We start from the raw sequence: 24,994 nt of genomic DNA on the forward strand, positions 1-24,994 counted from the left end.
ACGTGAGCGGCCATCCCAAGGATGCCAGGGAGTAAACCTATGCTTTAAGTTGACCATCCTATCCTGGTTAATCGTATATTTATATATAGAAGCTTGGTTTCACTTTATACTTTCCACATGGACGCAGCACACCAAATCGTTTCCGAAGAGCGCGTTAACAGCGCCAACAACCCTGTCTGGATGGATGGCCTACGCATTTTGCTGGGCCTTTTTCTGTTTATAAAGGGGATAATGTTTCTGGAGCATACCAGCGATGTGTTTCAGATTTTCAGCGCAAGCCAGGATATTTTGACTTTGAAGAAAGCCACAATTCTAACTAGCAGCGTGCACATTGTGGGCGGGCTGATGATTGCCTGTGGATGCCTGACGCGCCTTGCCCTGTTGTGCCAGATCCCGATCCTGATCGGTGCCATGCTCATTGTAAACCCGCAGCGCGGTATAAATGCGTCCAACACCGAACTCTGGCTCTCTATTGCTGTAACCGGATTGCTGCTTTTTTTCATGGTGGTGGGCCCAGGCCGATACTCGGTAGACAACCTGGTGCTGCGTCAAAAGAAGCACTAGCATTTCCTGACGCGTTGATAAAGATGCCGCAGCAGGTTTCAGTTCTCACGCGCTTCCCGATGCCTTGTCTACAACGGAATAGCAAGTTTGTCATTTCTCAGAAAACAACCTCAAATTCGTCCTAAATATATATATTCTCGTTTAAAAAGGTATAAAACAAGTAGTTAACTTAACCCCTACAGTTATGAACCTGACTCAAAACATGAATCACATGGAGCATTGGGCCGATAAGCATCATCCGCTCTGGATCGACATTGTGCGTATTGGGCTTGGGCTGTTTCTATTCGTGAAAGGGGTCCTGTTTATCCAGGACACAAGTGCCCTGATGGCCATCATGCAGAATAGTGAATTTCCGTGGGTGTCTGCCGGGCTTGCCCATTATGTCGCGCTGGTCCATCTGGCGGGCGGCTTGATGATCGCAATGGGGCTCAAAACCCGAATCGCTGTGTTGTTTCAGTTGCCTATCCTGCTCGGCGCTGTTTTCTTCATTAATCCCGACAGGGGTTTCTACTCCCAAAACACAGAGCTGTGGTCGTCCATCATTGTGCTGCTGTTGCTGATATTTTTCCTGATATTCGGTTCAGGCCGCTTCTCCGCCGATTATAAGATGCGGGAATACAAAAACGACCCCTTATTTTAAAGAGTCACTTATCTCCTTTTGAAAGTAAATCGCATTTCATACATGCGGCTAACCATTAGGCACAAATAAAAAATAGTATAACGTTATACGTTTAATTATAACGTAGACAAGCGCTCTTGATTGACCAAAGATGTTGCGTTCCGGATATAATGGTAGGCAGCATATAAATTTAAAAACAGGCAAGCAGTCAACACTGCTTGCCTGTTTGCTTTTTGGACAGATTGAGAGAGAAAATTTCTTCAAATCGTATCCTAAAATGTTAAAATAGCGATGAATCACTTATATTTCAGGTACGAACATTAACAATCTAGAACCATGGCGGAAAAGTATCTTCTCCTGAACGGCAATAAATTTTATTACGATGAGATTGCAGCCTATTCGTTTCGGAACAGCATCCCGCTAAACGGGTATGAGACAAAAACGCTGGAATTCTGCAACCAATGGCTGAACGGGGTGCAGGAATTCCCGATGCATACGTCCGGGTCTACAGGTTTGCCGAAGCCAATTTCCCTCACACGAAGTCAGCTAGAGGCAAGCGCCCGACGCACCATTAAACTGCTTCAGCTAAAAGCCGGCAATTGTGCGTTCATCTGCCTGAATACCGATTTTATCGCGGGTATGATGATGCTAGTACGTGGTTTTATGGCTGATTTGCAAATGACTATCGTCGCGCCGATAAGCAACCCGCTGACATTGGTAAGCCGGGAGGAAAGGATTGATTTTGCCTCGTTCGTTCCTTTGCAGCTGCATACCATACTGCACGACACGCCGGAAGCATTGCCGCAGTTAAACCGTATGAAAGGAATATTGGTGGGCGGTGCACCTGTCAATCCTGCTCAGCAACGGGAACTTCAGCGTGTCGAGGCTCCGATATACCTGACCTACGGTATGACGGAAACAGCGTCTCATATTGCCGTGCGCCGCATCAACGGGCCCAAGGCAACGGATTATTACGAGGTGCTCGACAACATCAAAATCGGCATCGACAAGCGCGGCTGCCTGACCATACAGGGGGACATTACCAATCAGGAATTGCTGTTTACCAACGATATCGTGGAGCTGCTTACCCCTACCCACTTTCGCTGGATAGGCCGGGCAGACAACACCATTAACACCGGAGGCGTGAAAGTGCAGGTGGAGAAAGTTGAGGTGGCCGTAGCGGAAGCCCTGAGCGAAAACGAGCAGCCTCCCCGTTTTTTTGTTGCTGCGCAACCCGACGAAGTGCTCGGCGAGAAAATTGTGCTGATTATGGAGGGGAAACAACACACAGAGGCCGCCGAAGAGGCGCTTTTTGCCAAGCTCCAGCATGCACTCAAAAAGTTTGAGTTGCCTAAACAAATTTTCTACAGCGCCTCTTTCTCTGAGACGGCTACAGGAAAACTGTCGCGACCGAATACCCTGCGCAAGCTGGGACTGCAAGCAGACTAGCCACTACGCTACAGCAACCTGTAGACGTAAAATACACACCAGACATTCTATACCATATGCGCCTTCTTCGCGACAGTGCTTTTTTGCTGCTCTTCCTGCTTGGGTTTAACAGTTGTACGGGCAGAGTATTTTCATCTAAGGCCCCAATTGTGCTGCAGAAGGCCTGGGCCTCAGACAACACCCTCCGTACCCCCGAGTCTGCGTTGTATGCCCCAGCGGAACGGGCCATCTATGTCAGCAACATCAACGCGCATTCTGGGAAGGCAAAAGACGGCGACGGATTTATTTCCAGGCTGAATGCCGACGGCAAGATGGAGCAGTTGCACTGGGCCGCTGGACTGAACGATCCGCACGGCATCGCATTGTATAATCGTGTGCTGTATGTAGCGGACATTGATGAAATTGTGGCCATATCCACTCAAACGGGGGCAATTTTGGGCAAGTACAAGGCCGATGGCGCAGAATATCTGAATGATGTGGCCGTAGACAGCAAGGGAACCGTTTATGTGTCTGACATGAAGCAAAAACGCATTTATCAGCTCCAAAACGGTCGGGTAAGCACCTGGGTAAACAATACCCGGCGGGAACAACCGAATGGACTGTTTGTGAAGGATGACCGACTCGTTGTTGCCTTCAACAGTAGCGGCAATGTCCGCTTCATCAATCTGGACACACGGAATTTCACGAATTGGACGGAAGGGATTCCTTCAGCGGATGGCATCGCAGAGCTGAGCAACGGGAATTTCCTGATCTCGAGTTGGGAAGGGGAAATTTTTTATGTGAACAAGAAAGGAAGAAAATGGCAGGTGCTCGATACCCGAAGCGAGAAGATAAACTCCGCCGACATCAGCTTCGACTATGACTCAGGGATTTTGCTTATACCTACCTTCAAAGACAATAGAGTGCTTGCTTACAGAGTTTTAGCCCGGTAGCTCTATATGAAATCTGTCATTAGAAGTCATACAGAAATTGGCAGGGATGAAATTTCACTACAGCAAATCATACCCCTCTTGTAGCGCTTGTACACACATTCAAGAATTCATGTATCCATATGTATAGTAAATTTCTGGCCCCAAAACTGCATATACGCTGCCGTACCCATACTTTCACAGAAAAGCTGATGATGACAAAACAAATGCATACCCTGATTTTAGCAGTAGCCCTGCCCCTCGCCGCTGGATTTTATACCTCGTCCTTTGCACAAAATAAACCTTCCAGACTCGCGCCACAACAGAAGCAGCAGGTTTTGGTTAGCGCAAATTCATCTCTTGATCAACAATTGGAAACGCTTTCGGGCATTCAATTATACCCCGCCCAAAAAGGCACCTATGAGCTCCGGTTCGAGCAGGACCTGAAAGAAAACGCTGTGCTGGAGGTGAAAAACAAATCCGGGAAATTAGTGTTCCGAAAGCCAGTGAGTATCGCGAAGAATGAGTCTGTTTGGCGGTATAATATGGGCAAACTCAAACCAGACACCTATCTAATTGAAGTCGTTACAAGCGACACGACCTACTGGACAAAATTCAAAGTTGGCAAATAACAGCTTATACCCCAATGCAAACTCTATTCAGTAAGCCTACTGCTACATCCCAACGTATAAAATTCTTTTACTAAACCACAAAAAAGCGCCCTTATCCTGACAGTTTATGATAACTCCAGGATAAGGGCGCTTCTGTTTACAGACTGAAAGCGAGTCGGTTAGGCGGTCATCAGCGTGTTCACGATATAATCGTGGCTTTGGCGAATGCTCTTGTACGGATCCATACCCTCGGCGAAGTTTTCCTGCTCTACATAAATGTGCTCTACCTGAGCCATTTCTTTCGAGAAGATGGATTTATAGTCAATGCTGCCACTTCCAATCTCAGTGTTCAGTGTCCGGTCGTTTTTGTCCATGTCCTTCACATGCCACATCACAAACCGGCCCGGGTGCTCCTGCATCATGGCCACGGGGTCCTTCTCCCCTCTATCTACCCAATAAAGGTCCAGTTCCATCTTCACCAGCTCGGGGTCTGTCTCTTTCAGCAAAATATCATACCCGGTCATGTCGCCGAATTGCTGAAACTCAAAGTCATGGTTATGATACGCCAGTTTCATACCGGCCTTCTGGCACTCTGTTGCGGCCTCGTTCATGCGCTTCGCCAGTTTTTTGTAATCATCTGCACTTGTACGAAGCTTGTCGCCCAGGTATGGAATCACGATATAGGATTGGCCAATCGCTTTGCCTGCCTCAATATAAGACTGCAGCAGCTCGGGGTTTTCGCCAGACAGGTAGGGGTCCATACCGTAATGCCCGCTCGGAGACACCAGGTCATGCGACTTCAGCAGCTCTCCGAACGCGTTGGCATCCAGGCCAAAGTAACCGTTTTCTTTGGAGTAGCCGTATGTTTCCACCTTTTTATACCCGGCTTCCGCCACTTTCGCGATAACGCCTTTCACATCCTTCTGGATCATGTCCCGCAGAGAGTACAACTGAATACCGATGGCAGCACCGGAAGCGGCCATCGCCTGGTTTTCGGCATTCTCTGTTCCCGTTGCGTCCTCGGCTTTTTCGGAATTAGAACTGCACGAGACAATGGCAGGAGCCATAAAAACACCTGCTGATAGTAAACCAGCTTGTCGGAGGAAAGATCGTCTTTTATTCATTCGTTTGTATATAAGTTTTGGTTTAGGTTTAGGTTCGCAATGGGTTATACATCACATACTTTAACGGCCTGCCGCAAGGAGGCCATCTTGTCATTCTGCACTGGTATAAACTCTTGGGCCACAAAGCCTTTAAATCCTGTTTCTTTGATGGCACGCATGATGGCGGGGTAGAATAACTCCTGCGTCTCATCAATTTCGTGGCGGCCGGGCACACCCGCGGTATGATAATGCGCAATGTACGGGTGACTGTCTTTAATCGTGCGGATCACGTCTCCCTCATCAATCTGCATGTGGTAAATATCGTACAGTAGCTTGAAGTTTTCGGAGCCTGTCCGCTTTGCCAGCTCTACGCCCCACGCGGTATGGTCGCACATATAATCCTTATGGTCGATTTTGCTGTTGAGCAGTTCCATCACCAACACCACATTGTGCTTTTCGGCCAGAGGCAAGACTTTTTTCAACCCTTCCGCACAATTCTGCAGCCCGGTTTCATCGTCCATGCCATTGCGGTTCCCGCTGAAACAAATCAGGTTCTTATACCCTGCCTTGCTCACCAAAGGGATCATCTCAGAATAGTTCTTGATCAATTGGTCGTGATACTGCGGGTGGTTCCAGCCTTCTGTCAGGCTGATCTCCGCGCCATTGCACATCGTCGACTGCAGTCCGTATTTCTTCAGGGTCGGCCAGTCTTTTGGCCCTACCAGGTCAATCCCCTTGATCCCCATTTCTTTGGCGGCGGCGCACAAGGCATCTACTGTCATGTCGTTAAAGCACCAGCGGCACACCGCATGGTTGATGTTGCCAGCCAGCTTGGCGGTGGCTTTGCTTTCGGCATATGCTGTAAGCGGTGATAACATACCTGAAGTTGTGATGGCTGCAGTGCCTGCTAAAACGTTTTTCAAAACTTTTCTTCGGTTTGGATGCTGAGGCATGACGGTATAAGGGTTTAAACTGATTTACTTAGGAAAGTTGGTTTACTTGTCGTTGCCCTGCAGGCCCGGTGGTTAAGGGTTGGGCCACCTCCTGTGGTTGGGTCACTTTATCCCGAAACAACAGCAGGAAGAGCAGCAGCACGCCAGCGGCGATTGCCGCAGGGATAAGCCAGATCGACTGCCAATCGTGGCCGCCACCCGTCGTCTGGAAAGCATCCACGATGACACCGGATAGCAGGGAGCCGAGCAGCATGCCCACGCCATACGTTGCCAGCGTGATCATACCCTGCGCGGCACTCTTAAAGCGCTCCCCCGCCAGTTTATCGGTATAAATCTGCCCGGTCACAAAAAAGAAATCATAACAGATGCCGTGCAGGACGATGCCCCCGATCAGCATCCAGTAATTCGAATCTGCGTTGCCATAGGCGAAAAACACGTAGCGCAGCACCCAGGCAAACATACCGATGGCCAGCATCTTCTTCACGCCCAGCCGGACAAAGAAAAGCGGCATCAGCAGCATGAACAGTAATTCTGACATCTGCCCCATCGACTGCTTCCCGGCGGCGGCGTCCACACCCAGCTCATTCAGAAATGGGTTGGTAAAGTTGTAATAAAACGCCAGCGGGATACAGATGGCCACAGAAGCCAGAAAGAAGGTAAGGTAAGAGCGGTTCTTTAACAGGCCAAAGGCTTCCAGTCCGAGCATCTCCCCAAGGGTGGCTTTCTCTGCGCCTTTGATGGGCGGCGTGTCCGGCAGGGTGAAACTGAAAACACCCAGAATGCCAGCGGCAATGGAAGCCATCCTGAAGGTTAACACCAGGCTTCCGGATTGTTCCCAATTAAGCCAGCCGATGATCAGTCCCGCCACAATCCAGCCCAATGTGCCCAACACCCTGATCTGCGGAAACTCCTTGCTTGGGTTTTGCATCTGCCGGAAAGAGACAGAGTTTACCAGCGCGAGCGTCGGCATGTACAGGATCATGTATACCAGGATGGTCGGATAGAAACTGTCAAAATCCGCCACCGACGAAGCATACCAAAGCAGGGCGGCCCCGATCAGGTGCAGTATGCCCAGAATGCGTTGGGCCGGAAAAAAACGGTCTGCAATCAGGCCAATGATAAACGGTGCTACAATCGCACCGATAGACTGGGTAAGAAAGGCAACCCCCACCTGTGTGGCGGAGGTTTCCAGTTCAGACAGCAGATAGGTGCCGAGCGTCACAAACCAAGCTCCCCAGATAAAAAACTGCAGGAACATCATAAATGACAACTTGACTCGGGTAATCAGCTGCATAGAATAAGTTTAATGAGACATTAATCAAAGGGAAGGCAGCTTGTCATGCTGCCTTCCCTTTGTCGTTCAGCGCTTTCCCCCAACTCCGCCCATAGGGGAACAATCCACCAAATGAGAAGCGCTGCACAATCGGAATGATCAGCGTGTCGGCTGCTTAAAGTTCCTGGATCATGATATTCTTATACCATACCGCGTTTCCGTGATCCTGAAGGGCGATTTTACCGGATTTAAATGTGCCCCAGTCAGGCATTTCGGCAAACTTGCTTCCGGTAACCATGGTTTTCCAGTTGTCGTCCCAGAGCGTCGTCGTCACCACCTTGGTGCCGTTCTGGAAAAGCTCCAGCGTGCCGTCTTTGCTGATGATCTCAACATGGTTCCACTCTCCGGCGGGTTTCACTGTTTCCGGGCTGCTCGCCACCAGGTCGTACAGGTCTCCGGCGCGGTGCTTGTTTATTTTCGCGTCCGGGTGGCCATCATTGTCCAGTACCTGCATCTCCAGGCCTGTGTTATAGGTGTTCTGATATTTGGCTGGTTCCTCCTGCACATAGAAAATGATCCCGCTGTTGCCGTTCTTGGCTATTTTCCAGTCCAATTTCAGGTGGAAATCATCGTAAGCATTGTCCGTAACCAAATCACCTCCCCCTTGTCCGTCAGATTTCGCGGAGGGGTCCAGGTAAAGGGCACCTTCGTCAATTTTCCAGGCCTTCCCTACTGCGTCCTGGCCGTATGTATGCCAGCCTTGTATGGATTGCCCGTCAAACAGAGTGGTCCACTCCGCTTCGGCAGGCGTAGCTTCGGTGTTTTCCTCGCTCATGGTTGTTTCAGTATCTGTGGTGGACGATTGGCACGAAAACAGCGCGGCCAACGCGCAAAAGGCAAAAGCATTTCGGATCATAGTTCTATTTTCTTAGTGAAAGTACATATTTAGCCATTTCTTTGGCATCCTCCTCCGACACGTTCGGGTGCGGTGTCATCGGGATCTGGCCCCATACCCCGGAACCGCCCTTGATGATCTTGCCAGCCAGGTAGTCAACATTCTTGTCGTTGTACTCATACTTGGCAGCTACTTCCTCATACCCTGGCCCAACCAGTTTCTTGTCCACTTGATGGCAGGAAAGGCAGTCGGACATGGCGATCAGATTTTTGCCTTTCTCGGTGTCAGTAGCAGCGGTGGCGGCAGGCACGCTGGCGGTTCTGTCGGTTCCGATGTCGTTGATGCTGGTGTCTACCTCCGACTGGCGCGTGGCTGCGCTTATCTCTGCGTCGGAAGTCGAGTTATCGTAGTATGCTTCGCCTTCGGACTTGTTTTCAGAATTGTTGCAAGCGGCGAAGAGCGCACAGCAGCCAAAAACTAATAAAATCTTTTTCATAATAGAGCGTGTAAAGAGTGTGGTTTAATTTAAACCCAATATAGTGCGATTTTTGGCTTCATCTATGCCTGTGGCCGCAAAATCGTCAAAAGCCTTTTCGGTAACCCTGATGATATGGTCTTTGATGAAGACTGCCCCCTCGCGCGCGCCGTCTTCCGGGTGCTTCAAAGCACACTCCCATTCCAGCACGGCCCAACCTTTAAAGTCATGGGCGGTCAGCTTACTGAAGATTGACCTGAAATCTACCTGCCCATCGCCCAGCGAGCGGAAGCGACCCGCCCTGTTTACCCAGTTTTGGTAGCCGCCATACACGCCCTGCCGCCCGGTCGGGTTAAACTCCGCGTCCTTGACATGGAACATCTTGATGCGCTCGTGGTAGATATCGATGTACTCGAGATAATCCAGGCACTGCAGCACGAAGTGAGACGGGTCGTAAAGAAGACAGGCCCGCGGATGATTTTTCACTTCCTCCAGGAACATCTCGTACGTGACACCGTCATGCAGGTCCTCGCCCGGATGTATTTCATAGCACAGGTCCACGCCTGCTTCGTCAAAGGCATTCAGTATCGGGGTCCAGCGTTTTCCGAGCTCTTTGAAACCGGCTTCCACCAGTCCCGCAGGGCGCTGAGGCCAAGGGTATACGGTATGCCAGAGTAAAGCTCCGCTAAAAGTGGCATGCGCCTGCAGGCCCAGATTTTGAGAAGCCTTGGCGGCGTACTTCAGCTGCTGTACCGCCCAATCGGTGCGGGCTTTCGGGTTGTTGTGGTATGCCTCGGGCGCAAAGCCATCGAAAAGGGTGTCGTAGGCCGGGTTCACGGCAACCAGCTGCCCATGCAGGTGGCTGGAAAGCTCGGTGATCTTCAGCCCCTGGCCCTCTACCACGCCCTTGATCTCGTCGGCATACGTCTTGCTTTCGGCGGCTTTCTGCACATCAAAGTACTTGCTGTCCCAGGTCGGGATCTGCACGCCTTCGTAGCCGAGGCTCTTTGCCCAGCGGCATATGTTCTCCAGTGTGTCAAAGGGCGGCTGATCGCCCAGGAATTGCGCCAGAAAAAGCGCTGGTCCTTGTATCGTTGTCATAGTCTTAGATTGTAAAGTCAGTCCATTTTTGGTTGGATTGGCCGGAGGCAATCACATTTTCAATAAAAGCCATACCGCGCACGCCATCTTCTATACCCGGGTAGTCCTGCCACTCAGGCTGCGGCTCCTCACCTTTCAGGCGTGCCTGCACGCACAAGGCGAAGTTGCGGTATAGGTTGGCGAACGCTTCCAGATAGCCCTCCGGATGTCCGCCGGGAGTGCGCGTGTTGTGCTGCGCGTAAGAGCTGAGGTAGTTGCCACCGCCTGTGCGGTAAATCTCATTCGGACGGTCAAGCCATTTCACCTGTAGGGTGTTGGCATCTTCCTGCTGCCATTCAAGGCCGCCTTTTTCGCCGTATACCCGGATACGCACGTTATTCTCCTCTCCTGCGGCCACCTGCGTGGCCACCAATACGCCGCTGGCGCCGTTGTCGAACTTGAGCAGCGCGGCACCGTCGTCGTCCAGCTGGCGGCCATCAACCACTACATTAATGTCGGCGTTTATTTTGGTTACAGCCAGGCCACTTACGTACTCGGCAAGGTTAAAGGCATGCGTCCCGATATCGCCCATGGCACCGGCGATGCCGCTTTGCTTAGGATCGGTGCGCCAGGAAGCCTGCTTGTTTTCGCCCCCCTCCTCGAAGGTGCTCAGCCAGCCCTGCGGGTACTCCACATACACTTTCCGGATCTGGCCCAGTTTGCCGGACGCCACCAGTTGGCGCGCCTCTTTCACCATCGGGTACCCGGTATAGGTATGGGTCAGGCAGAAAAGCATTCCGCTGCGCTCCTGCACGTCGCGCAATTGGAGGGCCTCTTCCAGCGAGAAGGTCATGGGTTTGTCCAGAATCACATGAAAGCCGCTTTCCAGCGCCATCTTGGCTGGCTCGAAATGCACGTGGTTTGGCGTGACGATGCTGATGACCTGCACGCGCTGCGCTTCTGGCAACTGCTGCTCTTTCTCGAACAGCTCTTTATAAGAGGCATACACCCGCTCCGGGGCTATACCCAACATCTCGCCACTGGCTTTCGATTTTTCCGCGTTGCTGCTAAAGGCACCGCATACCAACTCATAGGCATTGTCTAGCTGGGCCGCTATCCGGTGTACTCCGCCAATAAAGGCACCCTGACCACCGCCAATCATGCCCAATCTTAATTTCTGATGCATCAAAAAAATATTGAATGAGAAATCTAGTCTTATTTTGTGTTTGCTAAATGGTTTTTGCAACCTGAACCCAAATCTGAAGCAACCATAACTGTCGCATGGCAGACCTGCGGGTTATACCTCAGGTCGCCCAAGCTCTGTCGCCTTTTTTGTAGGGCATGCAGCCGTCGTAGCGGCCTGGCACTGGCTCGTAGCGCAAGGCCTGGGTGGCCCCGATCTCCGAGGAGAAATAACCCAACAGCGTCAGTTCCTTCATCATCCGGAAATAATGGTTCGGGTCCGCGGGCTTCTTGGTGCGCATGTGCTCGTTCTGCTCTTTGTCTAGGGCAGTGAGGAGTTCGGTGCGCTGCTTGGCATCCAGTTTCATAAAGTCCTTGTTAAACTTGTCGTCACTGGCTTTGTCCAGCTTCGACAAACCCTCCAGGAAGATCTTCTGGTCTTCGGGTGCATAGCAATCGCGCACCATCACCGCCATGAACTCTCCCACGTTGGCCGCTTTGGCCCCCGGGGTATTGGTCGTAGGCAGGATCGTGTCAGCCACCTCGTTGAGGAATGCCAGCTGCTCCGGTTTAAAAAGGTCGCTTACGTCTTTCGACTTGGTGGTGCAGGCTACCAGGAGATCGGCGCTGATAAGCGTCCCTCCCATCAGCCAGGCAACGGCCGTTACTGCTTCGCGTCTGTTCATATATCTTTAAAATGACAGCTTAAAAAATTCAGGTTATACTTGGTATGCAACTGGTATGGCTGCAGTAATTTAAAACTGTTAAGCGCCAAGACTCCAGCCATTTCGGTAGTCTCGCTTCACGAACTGGTTTACCTCATCAAAATTCGTGATGCGCATGTTGGTGTTATCCCAGAGCAGCTTTACCGATCTGCCCGGATAATCATACCCCTCACCGGAGGCCTTCGGTTTGCGGATATCATACCCCCGGATGGCCAGGTTCGCCATGAGCAAGGCCTCGGTTAAAGGGCCAGAGATTTCAAATGGTGCGCTAAGTTGCTTTTTGCCGTAACCGGCCAGGCAGCCTTCCACCCACTGGGCGTAATGCCCTTTGGCGCCTTCGGGTACGCGTGCATACTTTTGCGGCACCGTCACTTCGGTGGTACGGGAGGTAGGCAACAGCCTGGGGTTCTCGGCATAAGTGCTGGCCATCATTTTGCCTTTGGTGCCGACAAACAGGATGCCATTGCCCCCATCGCCGAAGATCTCGTTCGGGCCAAGCTCCTCAGGGCGCTCCGGCTGTATGCCGCCGTCCATCCAATGGATTTTCACCGGCCCTTTCGTGCGGGCTGATTTCGGGAAGTTGAGCACCACATGGCTGGAGGGCGGGCAACTGTCCGGGAAGTAGCCGCGCTTAAACTCATCCACGTACACACTGCCCACACTTGCCTGAACGTCAGCGGCATATTGAAGCCCCAACACACTGAATGGCGCCTCGATCAGATGGCATCCCATATCCCCCAGGGCTCCGGTACCGTAGTCCCACCAGCCGCGCCAGTTAAACGGCACCAGCTTCTCCACATAGTCTTTGTACGGCGCGGTGCCGAGCCACAGGTCCCAGTTCAGCTCCTTCGGAACTTCTGCCGGTGTTGCCGGCCACGGAATTCCCTGCGGCCAAACCGGTCGGTCTGTCCAGCAGTATACAGTGTCCACTTCGCCGATAATACCGGCGTCATACCATTCGCGCAGTTGCCGCACACCGTCGCCGGAGGCACCCTGGTTTCCCATCTGCGTCACGACTTTGTAGCGCTTGGCTGCGTTGGTCAGGGCGCGGGCCTCGTAAAGGTCATGCGTCAGCGGCTTTTGCACGTACACGTGCTTGCCCAGTTGCATGGCGGCCATAGCCTGTACGGCGTGGTTATGGTCTGGGGTGGACACGGAGACAGCATCGATGTGCTTCGCCTCCTTATCCAGCATTTCGCGGTAATCTTTGTAGTACTTGGCTTTTGGGAAATTTTTGATGGACGTGGCGGCCCTGCGGTCATCCACGTCGCAGAGATAGGCAATTTCTGCCTTCCCGCTCTGGTGGAAACTGGCCAGGTCGCTTTGCCCCTTGCCGCCCACGCCAATGCCCGCAATCACCAGTTTATCACTGGGAGCCACAAAGCCCACCCCTCCCAGCACGTGGCGGGGTACGATGAGGAAACTGGCCGCTGTAACGGCGCCCGCTTTGAGAAAATTTCTGCGCGAGCTACTTGCTGCTGAATTATCTGCTTTTTTCTCTGACATAGCTTACATTAGGTTAGGTACGCCTCACTGATATTTATTTCACCTTCATTGCCCTGTAAAAGCAACGCCTTGCCCGACCTGATGCCGGGCAAGGCGCATGGCTATAAGTTTTGGCGCTTGAGTTCTCCCACGGCGTGGTCCACGGCGCGTGCCGTAAGGGCCATGTACGTGAGCGACGGGTTTTGGCAGCCGGCGGAAGTCATGCAGGCGCCGTCTGTCACGTACACGTTCTGCGCATCCCATACCTGGTTGTTGCCGTTCAGCACCGATGTTTTCGGGTCGCGGCCCATGCGGGCGGTTCCCATTTCATGGATTCCCTGGCCGAGGCCGTAATCCGCATCGTAAGTGTTCACGTTCTTCAACCCGGCGATCTCCAGCATCTCCTTGGCGTCGTTCTTCATGTCCTGGCGCATCTTGCGCTCATTTTCCTTTATCTCGGCATCGATGGCAAGCACGGGCAGGCCCCACTTGTCTTTCACGCTCTTGTCCAGGCTTATTTTGTTCTCATGGTATGGCAGCGTCTCGCCAAAGCCGTTTATACCCATCGTCCAGGCACCCGGCTCCGTCAGGGCATCCTTAAAGTCGCCGCCGATGTTCATCTCGGCAATCTCGCGGCTCCAGCCCTCACGGCCAGCACTGCCCTGGTAACCAAACCCACGGATGTAATCCCGCTTGTCGTCGCCGATGTTGCGGAAACGCGGGATGTAGATGCCGTTCGGGCGGCGACCATAGTAATATTTGTCTTCATACCCCTCTACCGTTCCGGAGGCACCTACCTTAAAGTGGTGGTCCATCAGGTTATGGCCCAGTTCCCCGCTGCTGCTTCCCAGTCCGCCTTCCCATACATCGGTGGCAGAGTTCATCAGCATCCAGGTCGAGTTCAGAGAGGAGGCGTTCAGGAAGATCACCTTGGCGAAGTACTCATACGTCTGGTTGGTTTCGGCATCCAGCACCTCCACGCCTTTTGCCTTTTTGGTGTCTTTGTCATAAATCACCTTGGTCACGATAGAAAAAGGACGAAGGGTGAGGTTGCCAGTGGCCATGGCGGCGGGCATGGTGGCCGATTGTGTGCTGAAATAGGCCCCAAAAGGGCAGCCGAGCCAGCATTTGTTGCGGTACTGGCAGTTGGTGCGGTCGTGGTGTGGCTGCGTGATGTTGGCCACGCGGCCGATAATCATGTGGCGATTGTTGTTATAATGTTTCTTGAGGCGGGCCGCCACGTCTTTTTCCACGCAGTTCAGCTCCATGGGAGGCATGAAATCGCCGTCGGGTAAGTGCGGGATATTCTCTTTGGAGCCGCTTATACCGGCAAATTTCTCCACGTAGCTGTACCACGGCGCAATTTCGTTGTAGCGGATGGGCCAGTCCACGGCCACGCCATCCTTCATGTTGGCCTCAAAGTCGAGGTCGCTCAGGCGGTAGCTCTGGCGGCCCCACATCAGCGAGCGCCCGCCCACCTGGTACCCACGGTACCAGTCGAAGCGCTTCACCTCAACATATGGATTGTCTTTGTCGTTGGCCCAAAAATCGAGGTTGCGCTCGTTCAGCACATAATCCCGCTTTAGAACAGGGTTGTTTTTGATCATTTCCTGGGTACGACCACCCGCATGCGGAAACTCCCAGGGATCTTTATTGGCGTTGGTATAGTCCTTCACATGCTCGACGTTCCGGCCACGCTCCAGTAGTATAGTTTTAAGTCCTTTTTGGGTGAGTTCTTTTGCAGCCCAGCCGCCAGAAATTCCGGAGCCTACAACAATCGCATCATATACATTTTCAGCCATGATTCAGGATGATTAGCTATTATAAGGTTCAGCACATTTTTGCCCCAATCTTTTGGAGCTTATTGTCAATTATTCATTCCTCCACCAATATGTTTAGAAATGATCGAATAAGTATAAAGTTTAATTCTAATATAAGCAAGTTATAACTGTAAATACTGAAAATTATAGTTGAGTACTCACTCCTTGTAAAAAAGCACTTTGCTGCATTTTTCCGATATGGTCTAAAACATGAGAAACCGGGCCAATGCTGATGTATTGCGAAGTATGTACAGGGGTATAAATCTGCCCAATCAGGCAAATACCAGCTAACGATGAACCACTTATACCTTCCCTGGGCCGCAAGAGTGAGCCGATACTTATCTAAAACAGCGCTGCACTCCGCTGCTGAAGCACGGCCCATGTTATCCTCGCTGTTTAGACATAACACATATAGCCTGCTCAAGACCCGGATTTTGCCCTGTTTTTGTGGCGCTGGCTGAATGGTAAAGTAGCAATAAAAAAAGCCTCGCAGGTATACACTACCCACAAGGCTTTCAAAATGCTGTTTCAAAATATCAGTCGTTCCAGTCTCCCATTTTCCCGAGCTGGTAATCCCGGAAGGCTTCGCGAATCTCCTGCTCCGTGTTCATCACAAACGGGCCATGCGACACGACGGGCTCGTTGAACGGCAGGGCATGGCCGAAAAGCAGTACAGCGGCTTCTGTCGCCTCCACGTTGATGTCCTCCCCCTCGTTTTCAAACTCAACCAGATGCAGCTTGTCTACTGACCGCCCGTTTACGGTGACCTTGCCCCGTACCACATAGAAAAAGACGTTGTGTGCCGCTGGCACCTGCACGGTAAAGCTGCTGGCGGCCTGCATGTCTACACTGCTCATCATGATCCCGCCGAGCGACTTGATGGGACCTTCTGTATCGCCCCAGCGCCCAGAAATCACATTTATTTGCACACGGCCCTCGTCTTCGGTAGCCGATGGAATTTCGTGCTGCTGGAGGCCCACGTAGCTTGGGGGCACCATTTTATACCTGGCGGGCAGGTTGAGCCATAGCTGCAGAATTTCCAGCGGACCGCCTTCGCGCTTAAACGTATCCGAGGAAACCTCCGCATGGATCAGTCCGGAGCCAGCCGTCATCCACTGCACCCCGCCTTTATTGATCACGCTTTTGCCTCCCCCCGTGTCCTGGTGCAGGATATCGCCTTCCAGGATGAAGGTGAGCGTTTCAAACCCCCGGTGTGGGTGCGGGCCAAATGGCAGGCCTTTGTTATTCGGGTCATAGGTTTGCGGCCCGTGGTGGTTCAGGAAGAGGAAAGGGTCAATATACTCTACCGCGGAGGTGGGCAGGGCACGGTACGTCACCAGATCATCGATGGGCGCGCTCACGGCCTCATGTACTTGTTTGATTTTCTTTGTTTTCATGGTAGTGGTGTATGGGATCTTATATTCGTTGTTATAACGTAACTTTTTATAACAAGATGGGGACGGGACGCTGCTTACGCAAACAAATCGGAGGAAAGATACCGGTCGCCGCGGTCGCAGATGATGCATACCACCACGCCTTCCTCCAGTTCCTCTATGAGGCGGGTGGCGGCAAACACAGCCCCGCCGCTGCTCATACCGGCAAACACGCCTTCTTCCTTGGCCAGCCTGCGCGTCATGGCCGTGGCATCGGCCGCCGACACGTCCAGAGTGCGGTCCACGCGCTCCTTTTCAAAAATTTTGGGCAGGTACTCTTGCGGCCAGCGCCTGATACCCGGTATCTGGGATCCCTCCACTGGTTGCGTGCCCACAATCTGCACTTCCGGGCGCTGCTCCTTCAGATACCGTGACACGCCCATGATGGTGCCCGTGGTGCCCATGGAAGACACAAAGTGCGTCACTTTCCCGTCGGTGTCGCGCCAGATTTCGGGGCCGGTGGTATGGTAGTGGGCCAAATAGTTGTCGGGGTTGGCAAACTGGTTAAGCAGCAGGTACCCTCCCTGCGCCACTTTCTCGTTCACGTAGTCTATGGCCCCCTCCATCGAGTGCTCTGCCGGCGTAAGCGTGACTTTGGCGCCATAGGCCTCCATGGTCAGCACCCGCTCCCGGGTGGCATTGTCGGGCATCACCAGCTCAATCTCCGCGTTAAACAGGCGCGCGATCATGGCCAGTGCGATACCGGTGTTGCCGCTTGTCGCCTCAATCAGCCTGGTGCCCGGCTGTAGCTCGCCCCGATCCAGGGCACCCTTTATCATGCCGTAGGCGGCACGGTCTTTCACGCTGCCGCCGGGGTTGTTCCCCTCCAGCTTGGCGTATAACTTCACGCCGGGTTTGGTATTTATATGTGTCAGCTCCACCAGCGGGGTGTTGCCGATAAAATCAAGTAACGTTGCCATATAGCTGCGAATTGATAAGTCTGTTACGAAGGTATGAGTTGCTTAACATGGAAGCAAAAATAAAATCCCGCCAGGCATTTCAGCTTTGGCGGGATTCGTTCAGGTATAGGCCAGGTGCCTAGGATTTTAAAGCGTCCAGCAGCTTCTCTGCGGCAGCCTCAGACGAGGCAGGGTTTTGTCCAGTGATCAGCAGGCCGTCCTGCAGCACATAGCTCCCCCAGTCGCTTCCATTGCTGTATACACCACCCAGCTCCTTCAGTTTGTCTTCCAGCAGAAAGGGCACCACGTCTGTCAGTTGCACGGCCTCTTCCTCTGTGTTTGTGAATCCGGTTACTTTCTTGCCCTTCACGAGCGGATCGCCGTTGGCGGCTTTCACGTGCTTCAGGGCTGCAGGAGCGTGGCACACCAGAGCCAGCGGCTTGTGCTGCGCATGGAAAGTCTCCAGCAGGTTGATAGAGTCTTTATCCTCGGCGAGGTCCCACATCGGGCCATGGCCGCCCGGATAGAACACCGCGTCAAAATCGGCGGCCTTCACCTCGCTCAACTTATGCGTTTTGCTGAGCTTGCTTTGCAGTTCCTTGTCTTGGTCAAACCGCTTGGTCGCCTCCGTCTGAAAATCAGGCTGGGTGCTTTTCGGGTCGATCGGGGGCTGTCCGCCTTTAGGGGAAGCCAACGTGACCGCTACGCCTGCATCCGCTAGTTTATAGTATGGCGCGGCAAATTCTTCAACCCAAAAACCTGTCTTCTCCCCAGTGTCGCCCAGTTTGTCGTGTGATGTTAATACAATTAATACTTTCATATACTTTCGTTATTTACTTCTGTTAGTGGCCTTCGCCACCTGTTCGTTACACGCGCTTGCCCCGGTCAGGGTTTTGCATGGATGCTGCTTTAACAGCGCATACCGGAAAATGTTATTCCTACTTATCGCGATACCCTGGTAGCAGCATGCTGTATCTCCGCAAGTTTTCTCCGCCATACTCACATCCCAAGCCCGCTGCGTGCCGTGTGCCTTCTATACCCTCAGGTATAAAGGGTATACCTTTGAAGAACAAAAAATGCCCCTGCCAACAGCATATGTTGACAGGGGCATTTCTTAAAATTCCGCGTTACCCTAGTTAGCAGTTACGCGCCAGATAATGCCTCCTTCGTCATCAGCCACCAGCATCGATCCATCGGGCATGACTTCAATGCCTACGGGTCGGCCGTATACCTCATTCTTGCTGGCATCGGCAATAAAGCCCGTCAGAAAATCCTCTGGCTTGCCGCTGGGCTGACCGTTCTGAAAGGGCACGAAGACCACTTTATACCCGGCAAAATTCGAGCGGTTCCAGGAGCCGTGCTGCCCAATAAAAGCGCCATTTTTGTATTTAGCCGGAAAGGCACTACCCTGATAGAATGCCAGTCCTAAAGACGCCGTGTGCGCCCCAAGCGGCACGTCCGGCACGATCGCTTTTTGCACCAACTCAGGACGCTCGCCCTGGCGGCGCGGGTCTACGTGCTGGCCGTAGTATGAATAAGGCCAGCCATAAAAGGCCCCCTCTTTCACACCTGTCATATAGTCGGGCACCAGTTCGTCGCCTATCTCATCGCGCTCGTTCACCGCTGTCCAGAGCACGTTAGAGCCGGGCGCCCAGTCCATACCCACCGGGTTGCGCAGCCCGCTGGCATATACGCGCTCCCCTGTTCCGTCCGGGTTGATCTCCAGGATGTTTGCCCTGCGCACTTCCTTGTCCATGCCATACTCACCCACGTTGCTGGCTGACCCCACCGATACGTAGATTTTGGTACCCGCGGGGTTGGCGATGATGTTGCGCGTCCAGTGGTGGTTGTAGCCGCCTGCGGGCAGGCTGATTAGTTGCTCGGCTTTCGCATCCATCTTCGTCTGTCCGGCCTTGTAGGGGTAGCGCACCAGCTTGTCTACCTCCGCCACATAAAAGTAATCGCCCAGCACCAGGATGCCATACGGTTGGTTCAGGCCCGATAAAAACACCTCGCGGGTGTCTGGCTTTCCGTCGTTGTCCGAGTCGCGGAGGAGCGTGATCTGGTTGGCGCTTTTCTCCTTGTCGTCCGTTTCCGCGACGAAAACATCCTTGTTCGGGGCGATGTATATCCGGCGCGGGTGCTTCAGGTCGGTGGCGAAGCGCTCCACTTTAAACCCTGTTGGGGCCACGGGGGCTTTGTCTGCCGGCCACCCGATGGTTTGGCTGCGTTTGGCAGCCCGATGGGTAGTGTCCGGGGCTGGCAGGACCAGGCTTGGGTCGGTGGCCGTGCGTACGGTGTCGGCGTCAGGGCTAAAGGTGGTGGACGCGGTTTGTCCCTCCTGCTGTGCAGACTCCTGCGCACTGTTGCAGCCCCATAAGGCCGAGGCGGCCAAAAATGCCAGTAGCGGAGCGCTGCGTCGTGTTTGTTTCAATTGTATCATAGTGTTATTGCTTGTTTGAGTTGCTAGTATACGGGAGGTTTGCGCAAAATGTCCTGTTGCATGTGCGAACTCCGCTGGCCATACCCCCTACAAATGCATCTTTTGCAATAGACCACCAAAACCGGCTCCGCTGGCAGGGCATCACTGAGTTTCAGGCGCTGTTTTGTACCTTTGCCCAGTAATGCACCTTTCCGTGAGCCAGCCCATCCGAAAAATCATTCACGTCGACATGGACGCCTTCTTCGCGTCGGTGGAGCAGCGCGACAACCCGGAGCTGCGCGGCAAACCCGTGGCGGTGGGCGGCTCCAGGCAGCGCGGCGTGGTGGCGGCGGCAAGCTACGAGGCCCGCAGGTATGGCGTGCACTCAGCTCTTTCCTCCAAAATCGCCGCACAGCGCTGCCCACACCTGATCTTTGTGAAAGCCCGCTTCGAGGTATACAGCGCTGTTTCCCGCCAGATCCGTGAGATTTTCCAATCCTATACCGACCTGGTGGAGCCGCTCTCGCTGGATGAGGCCTACCTGGATGTGACCGAAAACAAGATCGGGATGCCCTCAGCCACAATTATCGCGCAGGAGATCCGGAAGCGCATTTTCGAGGAGACTGGCCTGACGGCCTCGGCGGGCGTTTCCTATAACAAGTTCCTGGCAAAAATAGCCTCTGACTACAACAAGCCGGACGGCTTCACGCTCATCACTCCCGACAAAGCTGAGGTTTTGGTGGCGGGCCTGGCCATCGAGAAGTTTCATGGCATCGGCAAAGTGACGGCCGCCAAAATGCAGCAAATGGGCATCCTGACCGGGGCCGACCTGCGCGCGCGCTCCGAGCAGGAGCTGGTCCGCAACTTCGGGAAAGTGGGTCTGTATTACTACCGGATCTCCCGCGCCCAGGACTTCAGGGAGGTGCAGCCACACCGCATCCGGAAGTCCATTGGCTCAGAGCGCACCTTCGACGTGGACCTGATCGAGGAGCACGACATGCTGCTGCAACTGGACAGGCTGTGCCTGGAGGTGGCCCAGGACATGGAGCGGCTAAAGGCCACTGCTAAAACCCTCACGCTCAAGATCAAGTACTTCGACTTTGCCCAAAACACCCGCAGCAAGACTTTTCTGAGCGAGTTCAGCAGCGCCGATGCCCTCTACGTAATTGCCCGTGATCTGCTGCGCGCGCCCCAGCTTCCCCCCTACCCGGTGCGGTTGCTCGGGGTCACGGTCAGTAGCCTGCTTTACCAGCACGACCGGCTGCAGGAGGGCTATCAGTTCACCCTTGAGTTCTGAGTGCAGCCCAGCGTACACAATTTCTGCTACCCATATCGGGTAACTTTGCGCGGAAGCTATACCCAGGAGCCTGGCGCCATAAGTTGCAGCAAAACGGATGCGCCCGGCTGGCCAAAAAGGACTGAATGGGGTGCGTTTATACCCCGCTTTAGCAGACACCTGAAGAAAGATGCTGCAGTATGTTGCGGTATTGTCAGGAAAATCAAATATTTAAAGTACCTTTGTGGCCCATAAGGCTTAACCCAAACTTATGGCTACTAAATACATTTTCGTTACAGGCGGCGTAACTTCCTCCCTTGGTAAAGGCATCATTTCCGCCTCTCTTGCTAAACTGCTACAGGCAAGAGGCTTCTCTGTAACTATTCAGAAATTCGACCCTTACATCAATATCGACCCGGGTACCCTGAACCCCTACGAGCACGGAGAGTGCTTCGTGACGGAGGACGGCGCAGAGACTGACCTTGACCTGGGCCATTACGAGCGTTTCCTCAACACACCCACATCACAGGCAAACAACGTCACCACGGGCCGCATCTACAACCACGTCATCACTCAGGAGCGTGCCGGTGCCTATTTGGGCAAGACGGTGCAGGTGATTCCGCATATCACGGATGAGATCAAGCGCCGCATGCTGCTGCTGGGCGATACGGGCGAGTTTGACATCGTGATCACGGAGCTGGGTGGCTGCGTGGGCGATATCGAGTCGTTGCCGTTTATTGAGGCCCTGCGCCAGCTGCGCTGGGAACTCGGCGTGCACGAGACCTGCGTGATCCACCTGACCCTGGTACCCTACCTGCGTGCCGCCGGTGAGCTGAAAACCAAGCCAACCCAGCACTCGGTGCGTGCCCTGTCTGAGGCAGGCGTGCAGCCCGACATCCTGGTATGCCGCTCTGAGCACTCTATTCCGGCGGAGATGCGCCGAAAGATCGCCCTGTTCTGTAACGTGAAGACCAACTCGGTGATCGAGTCGCTAGACGCGGAGACCATCTATGACGTGCCGCTGCTGATGCGCAAGGAGAAGCTGGACGAGCGCGTGATCAGCAAGCTGAAGCTGCCGCACAAGATGGAGCCAAACCTGGACAGCTGGAAAGAGTTTCTGGGCCGCCTGAAGAACCCGACCGCCGAGGTGAATATCGCCCTGGTGGGAAAATACGTGGAGCTGCCGGATGCCTACAAATCCATCATTGAGTCTTTTGTGCACGCGGGCTCCGCCAACGAGTGCAAGGTGAATATCAAAACTTTCCAGTCGGAGAACATCGCCACAGAGAACGTGGCCTCGCTGCTGCAGCAGATGGACGGCGTGCTGGTGGCCCCCGGCTTTGGCGAGCGCGGCTTTAAAGGAAAGCTGGAAGCGATCAAGTTCGTGCGCGAAAACAATATCCCGTTCCTGGGCATCTGCCTGGGCATGCAGTGCGCCGCCGTGGAGTTTGCGCGCAATGTACTGCAACTGGAGGGAGCCGCCTCCACCGAAATGGACCCGAACACGCCATACCCCATCATCGACATGATGGAAGATCAGAAACAAGTGACCCAAATGGGTGGAACTATGCGATTAGGTTCCTATACTTGTGAACTAAAAAAGGGCTCCAAGGCTTATTCTGTATATGGCAAGCCCAAGATTTCGGAGCGCCATCGCCATCGTTACGAGTTCAATAACAAGTTCTTAGCTGACTTTGAGCAGGCCGGAATGCTTGCCTCTGGCATCAACCCCGACACGGGCCTGGTGGAGGTGATCGAGCTGCAAAACCACCCGTGGTTTGTGGCGGCACAGTACCATCCGGAGCTAAAAAGCACGGCCCTGGCCCCCCACCCGCTTTTTGTTAAGTTTGTGAAAGCGGCCATTAACTACGCTAAATCTAATTAAGCACAATACACACAATCACAATTCAACTACGAGTAAATGGATAGAAATCAAGCAATTGGCTTTGGATTGATTGCCATACTGCTGCTGGCTTACTCCTTCTTCTTTTCGGCGAAGGATGAGCCCGTGAAGCAAACGGCACTGCAGGAAACGGCCAAGGTAGCACCGCTGCAAGCAACAGACACAGTGGTGGCCGACGACTCGCTGGCTCAGGCCAACAGAGCCAACGCTCTGGGCGCTTTTGGCGCTGCCGCAAACGGAGAGGCAACCACCACCATACTGGAAAACGAGAACATCCGGGTGACCTTCAGCTCCAAAGGCGGTCAGGTGGAGGAAGTGCTCCTCAAGAACTACAAAACCTACCTGGACGAGCCGCTGGTGCTCTTCGACAGCGAAAGCAGCAAGACGGATGTGGCGTTCCGCACCAACGACGGGAAAACGGTAAACCTCTCTGATCTGTACTTCACGCCCTCTGACGCGAAAAGCGTAAAGGGCAAAGATGATGTGACCGGCAAGACGATCACCTTCAGGGCCCAGTTGGGCAACGGCCAATACATCGAGCAGGCCTATACCCTCTTCGACGAGAGCTTTATGTTGGGGTATAACCTGGACTTTAAGGGACTGGACAGCCAGATCAGCGGCAACACCATGACCTTTACCTGGAGCGACCAACTCAAGCAGCTCGAGCGCGACATCAATCAGAACCGCCAGAAGTCAACCATCAACTATTATACGTCAGACGAGTCTTTCGAAAAGCTTTCTATCTCGGAGGGGACGGAGACCGAAACCATCGAGCAGCCCATCAAATGGGTGGCTAACAAGCAGAACTTCTTTACGGCCGGAATCATTGCCACCAATCAGTTCGCCGGCGCGAAATTGGAGTCGACTGTTGACCCGGCTGACTCGTCGGTGGTGAAGACGCTGGCTTCTCAGATTCTGATCCCGACGCAGGACGTGCTGTCGGGCAAGGGCGAGTTCATGTTCTACTTCGGCCCCAACGACTACAAGATACTCAAGCACATCGGGTATGATTTTGACCACAACCTGGACCTGGGCTGGGGCATTTTCTCCTACGTAAACAAGTGGCTCATCATCCCGGCCTTCGACTTTTTGGAGAATTACTTCAGCAGCTACGGCATCATCATCATCCTGCTGGTGCTCTACATCAAAACCATCCTCTTCCCGCTGACTTACAAGTCGTATGTGTCGATGGCAAAGATGAAGGTGCTGAAGCCGGAGATCGACGCGATTAAAGAGCGCAACGAGGGCGACATGCAGAAATCGCAGATGGAGACGATGAAGCTTTACTCGGAGATGGGCGTGAACCCCGTCAGCGGCTGTATCCCGATGCTGCTGCAGATCCCGATCCTGTTTGCGATGTTCAACTTCTTTCCGAACTCCATCGAGCTGCGCCAGGAAGCTTTCCTGTGGGCTACAGACCTCTCCACTTACGATATCTTCGCGAAGCTGCCGTTTACCATACCGTTTTATGGTGACCACGTGAGTATGTTCACGCTCCTGATGACGGGCTCCACGATCCTGTATACCTGGTCGAACAACCAGGTGAACACCATGCAGGGCCCGATGAAGTTCTACAGCTACCTGATGCCGCTTATCTTCATGTTCGTGCTGAACTCATACCCTGCAGGTCTTTCGTTCTACTACTTCATGTCGAACATCGTGACCTTTGGCCAGCAGGCCGCCATCCGCAAGTTTGTGGATGAGGGCAAGATCCGGGCGAGACTGGAAGAGAACAAGCACAAGATCAAGGAGAAAAAGAAATCAGGCGGCCCCTCTTTCACAGAGCGGATGCAGGAGGCCATGCGTCAGGCATCTGACAAAGAGCAGCAGAAGCGCAAGGCTAAAAAATAACACAGTGCTTCTCATACCCAAAGGCCTCTCCCTACCCGGAGAGGCCTTTTTTTTGGCTGCAGCCGCCG

Annotated in this window: 22 protein-coding genes; 8 read left to right on the forward strand and 14 right to left on the reverse strand. The window is 53.3% G+C overall.

The window, feature by feature from the left end; translation table 11 throughout:
• Positions 1-117 precede the first annotated feature (117 nt).
• The 5 genes from MKJ04_RS19595 (at position 118) to MKJ04_RS19615 (ending at position 4,172) form a co-directional block, all read left to right on the forward strand.
• Complete coding sequence (locus tag MKJ04_RS19595) at positions 118-564, forward strand: DoxX family protein (RefSeq protein WP_241643401.1); 447 nt, start codon at positions 118-120, stop codon at positions 562-564.
• Between the two features lie 184 nt (positions 565-748).
• Positions 749-1,204 carry a DoxX family protein gene (locus MKJ04_RS19600; protein ID WP_241643403.1) on the forward strand — a complete coding sequence of 152 codons (456 nt, stop codon included), beginning with the start codon at positions 749-751 and terminating at the stop codon, positions 1,202-1,204.
• A 315-nt stretch (positions 1,205-1,519) separates the two neighbouring features.
• Positions 1,520-2,632 (forward strand): AMP-binding protein, encoded by a 1,113-nt coding sequence (locus MKJ04_RS19605; protein WP_241643405.1) that lies wholly within the window; start codon positions 1,520-1,522, stop codon positions 2,630-2,632.
• A 56-nt stretch (positions 2,633-2,688) separates the two neighbouring features.
• On the forward strand, positions 2,689-3,564 hold the full coding sequence (locus tag MKJ04_RS19610; protein ID WP_241643407.1) for an SMP-30/gluconolactonase/LRE family protein: 876 nt from the start codon (positions 2,689-2,691) through the stop codon (positions 3,562-3,564).
• A gap of 188 nt (positions 3,565-3,752) precedes the next feature.
• Positions 3,753-4,172: a hypothetical protein gene (locus tag MKJ04_RS19615; RefSeq protein ID WP_241643408.1), complete on the forward strand. Its 420-nt coding sequence runs from the start codon at positions 3,753-3,755 to the stop codon at positions 4,170-4,172.
• 158 nt (positions 4,173-4,330) lie between these two features.
• Here the strand turns inward: MKJ04_RS19615 and MKJ04_RS19620 are convergent, their stop codons facing one another.
• The 14 genes from MKJ04_RS19620 to MKJ04_RS19685 all read right to left on the reverse strand — a co-directional run bounded on the left by MKJ04_RS19620 (position 4,331) and on the right by MKJ04_RS19685 (position 19,917).
• Positions 4,331-5,275 carry a sugar phosphate isomerase/epimerase family protein gene (locus MKJ04_RS19620; RefSeq protein ID WP_241643410.1) on the reverse strand — a complete coding sequence of 315 codons (945 nt, stop codon included), beginning with the start codon at positions 5,273-5,275 and terminating at the stop codon, positions 4,331-4,333.
• 44 nt (positions 5,276-5,319) lie between these two features.
• The gene (locus MKJ04_RS19625) at positions 5,320-6,207 is read right to left on the reverse strand and encodes a hydroxypyruvate isomerase family protein (protein WP_410896837.1); all 888 of its coding nucleotides are present in this window, start codon (positions 6,205-6,207) and stop codon (positions 5,320-5,322) included.
• 28 nt (positions 6,208-6,235) lie between these two features.
• Complete coding sequence (locus MKJ04_RS19630) at positions 6,236-7,501, reverse strand: nucleoside permease (RefSeq protein ID WP_241643412.1); 1,266 nt, start codon at positions 7,499-7,501, stop codon at positions 6,236-6,238.
• A 154-nt stretch (positions 7,502-7,655) separates the two neighbouring features.
• Positions 7,656-8,396 carry a DUF1080 domain-containing protein gene (locus tag MKJ04_RS19635; protein ID WP_241643414.1) on the reverse strand — a complete coding sequence of 247 codons (741 nt, stop codon included), beginning with the start codon at positions 8,394-8,396 and terminating at the stop codon, positions 7,656-7,658.
• 4 nt (positions 8,397-8,400) lie between these two features.
• On the reverse strand, positions 8,401-8,871 hold the full coding sequence (locus MKJ04_RS19640) for a c-type cytochrome (protein WP_241643416.1): 471 nt from the start codon (positions 8,869-8,871) through the stop codon (positions 8,401-8,403).
• A gap of 24 nt (positions 8,872-8,895) precedes the next feature.
• The gene (locus MKJ04_RS19645) at positions 8,896-9,951 is read right to left on the reverse strand and encodes a sugar phosphate isomerase/epimerase family protein (protein ID WP_241643418.1); all 1,056 of its coding nucleotides are present in this window, start codon (positions 9,949-9,951) and stop codon (positions 8,896-8,898) included.
• A gap of 4 nt (positions 9,952-9,955) precedes the next feature.
• Complete coding sequence (locus tag MKJ04_RS19650) at positions 9,956-11,116, reverse strand: Gfo/Idh/MocA family protein (protein WP_241643420.1); 1,161 nt, start codon at positions 11,114-11,116, stop codon at positions 9,956-9,958.
• A gap of 118 nt (positions 11,117-11,234) precedes the next feature.
• A complete protein-coding gene (locus MKJ04_RS19655) occupies positions 11,235-11,798 on the reverse strand; it encodes a gluconate 2-dehydrogenase subunit 3 family protein (RefSeq protein ID WP_241643422.1) in 564 nt (187 codons plus the stop codon).
• A 78-nt stretch (positions 11,799-11,876) separates the two neighbouring features.
• On the reverse strand, positions 11,877-13,343 hold the full coding sequence (locus tag MKJ04_RS19660; RefSeq protein WP_241643424.1) for a Gfo/Idh/MocA family protein: 1,467 nt from the start codon (positions 13,341-13,343) through the stop codon (positions 11,877-11,879).
• A gap of 101 nt (positions 13,344-13,444) precedes the next feature.
• On the reverse strand, positions 13,445-15,124 hold the full coding sequence (locus MKJ04_RS19665) for a GMC oxidoreductase (RefSeq protein ID WP_241643426.1): 1,680 nt from the start codon (positions 15,122-15,124) through the stop codon (positions 13,445-13,447).
• Positions 15,125-15,678: 554 nt separating this feature from the next.
• Entirely contained in the window at positions 15,679-16,539 is an 861-nt protein-coding gene (locus MKJ04_RS19670; RefSeq protein ID WP_241643428.1) for a pirin family protein, read from the reverse strand.
• Between the two features lie 74 nt (positions 16,540-16,613).
• On the reverse strand, positions 16,614-17,495 hold the full coding sequence (cysM, locus tag MKJ04_RS19675; protein WP_241643430.1) for a cysteine synthase CysM: 882 nt from the start codon (positions 17,493-17,495) through the stop codon (positions 16,614-16,616).
• A 118-nt stretch (positions 17,496-17,613) separates the two neighbouring features.
• Positions 17,614-18,294, reverse strand: a complete 681-nt coding sequence (locus tag MKJ04_RS19680; protein WP_241643432.1) for a type 1 glutamine amidotransferase domain-containing protein — start codon at positions 18,292-18,294, stop codon at positions 17,614-17,616.
• Between the two features lie 312 nt (positions 18,295-18,606).
• Positions 18,607-19,917 carry a PQQ-dependent sugar dehydrogenase gene (locus tag MKJ04_RS19685; protein ID WP_241643434.1) on the reverse strand — a complete coding sequence of 437 codons (1,311 nt, stop codon included), beginning with the start codon at positions 19,915-19,917 and terminating at the stop codon, positions 18,607-18,609.
• A gap of 181 nt (positions 19,918-20,098) precedes the next feature.
• On the opposite strand from MKJ04_RS19685, the gene dinB reads away from it, so the two are divergent.
• The 3 genes from dinB (at position 20,099) to yidC (ending at position 24,926) form a co-directional block, all read left to right on the forward strand.
• Positions 20,099-21,193 carry a DNA polymerase IV gene (gene dinB, locus MKJ04_RS19690; RefSeq protein WP_410896838.1) on the forward strand — a complete coding sequence of 365 codons (1,095 nt, stop codon included), beginning with the start codon at positions 20,099-20,101 and terminating at the stop codon, positions 21,191-21,193.
• A gap of 250 nt (positions 21,194-21,443) precedes the next feature.
• On the forward strand, positions 21,444-23,057 hold the full coding sequence (locus MKJ04_RS19695; RefSeq protein WP_241643436.1) for a CTP synthase: 1,614 nt from the start codon (positions 21,444-21,446) through the stop codon (positions 23,055-23,057).
• Between the two features lie 36 nt (positions 23,058-23,093).
• A complete protein-coding gene (yidC, locus tag MKJ04_RS19700; protein ID WP_241643438.1) occupies positions 23,094-24,926 on the forward strand; it encodes a membrane protein insertase YidC in 1,833 nt (610 codons plus the stop codon).
• Positions 24,927-24,994 lie beyond the last annotated feature (68 nt).

Origin of the sequence: Pontibacter sp. E15-1, assembly GCF_022601975.1 — a bacterium.
In the GTDB taxonomy this organism is placed as follows: Bacteria; Bacteroidota; Bacteroidia; order Cytophagales; family Hymenobacteraceae; genus Pontibacter.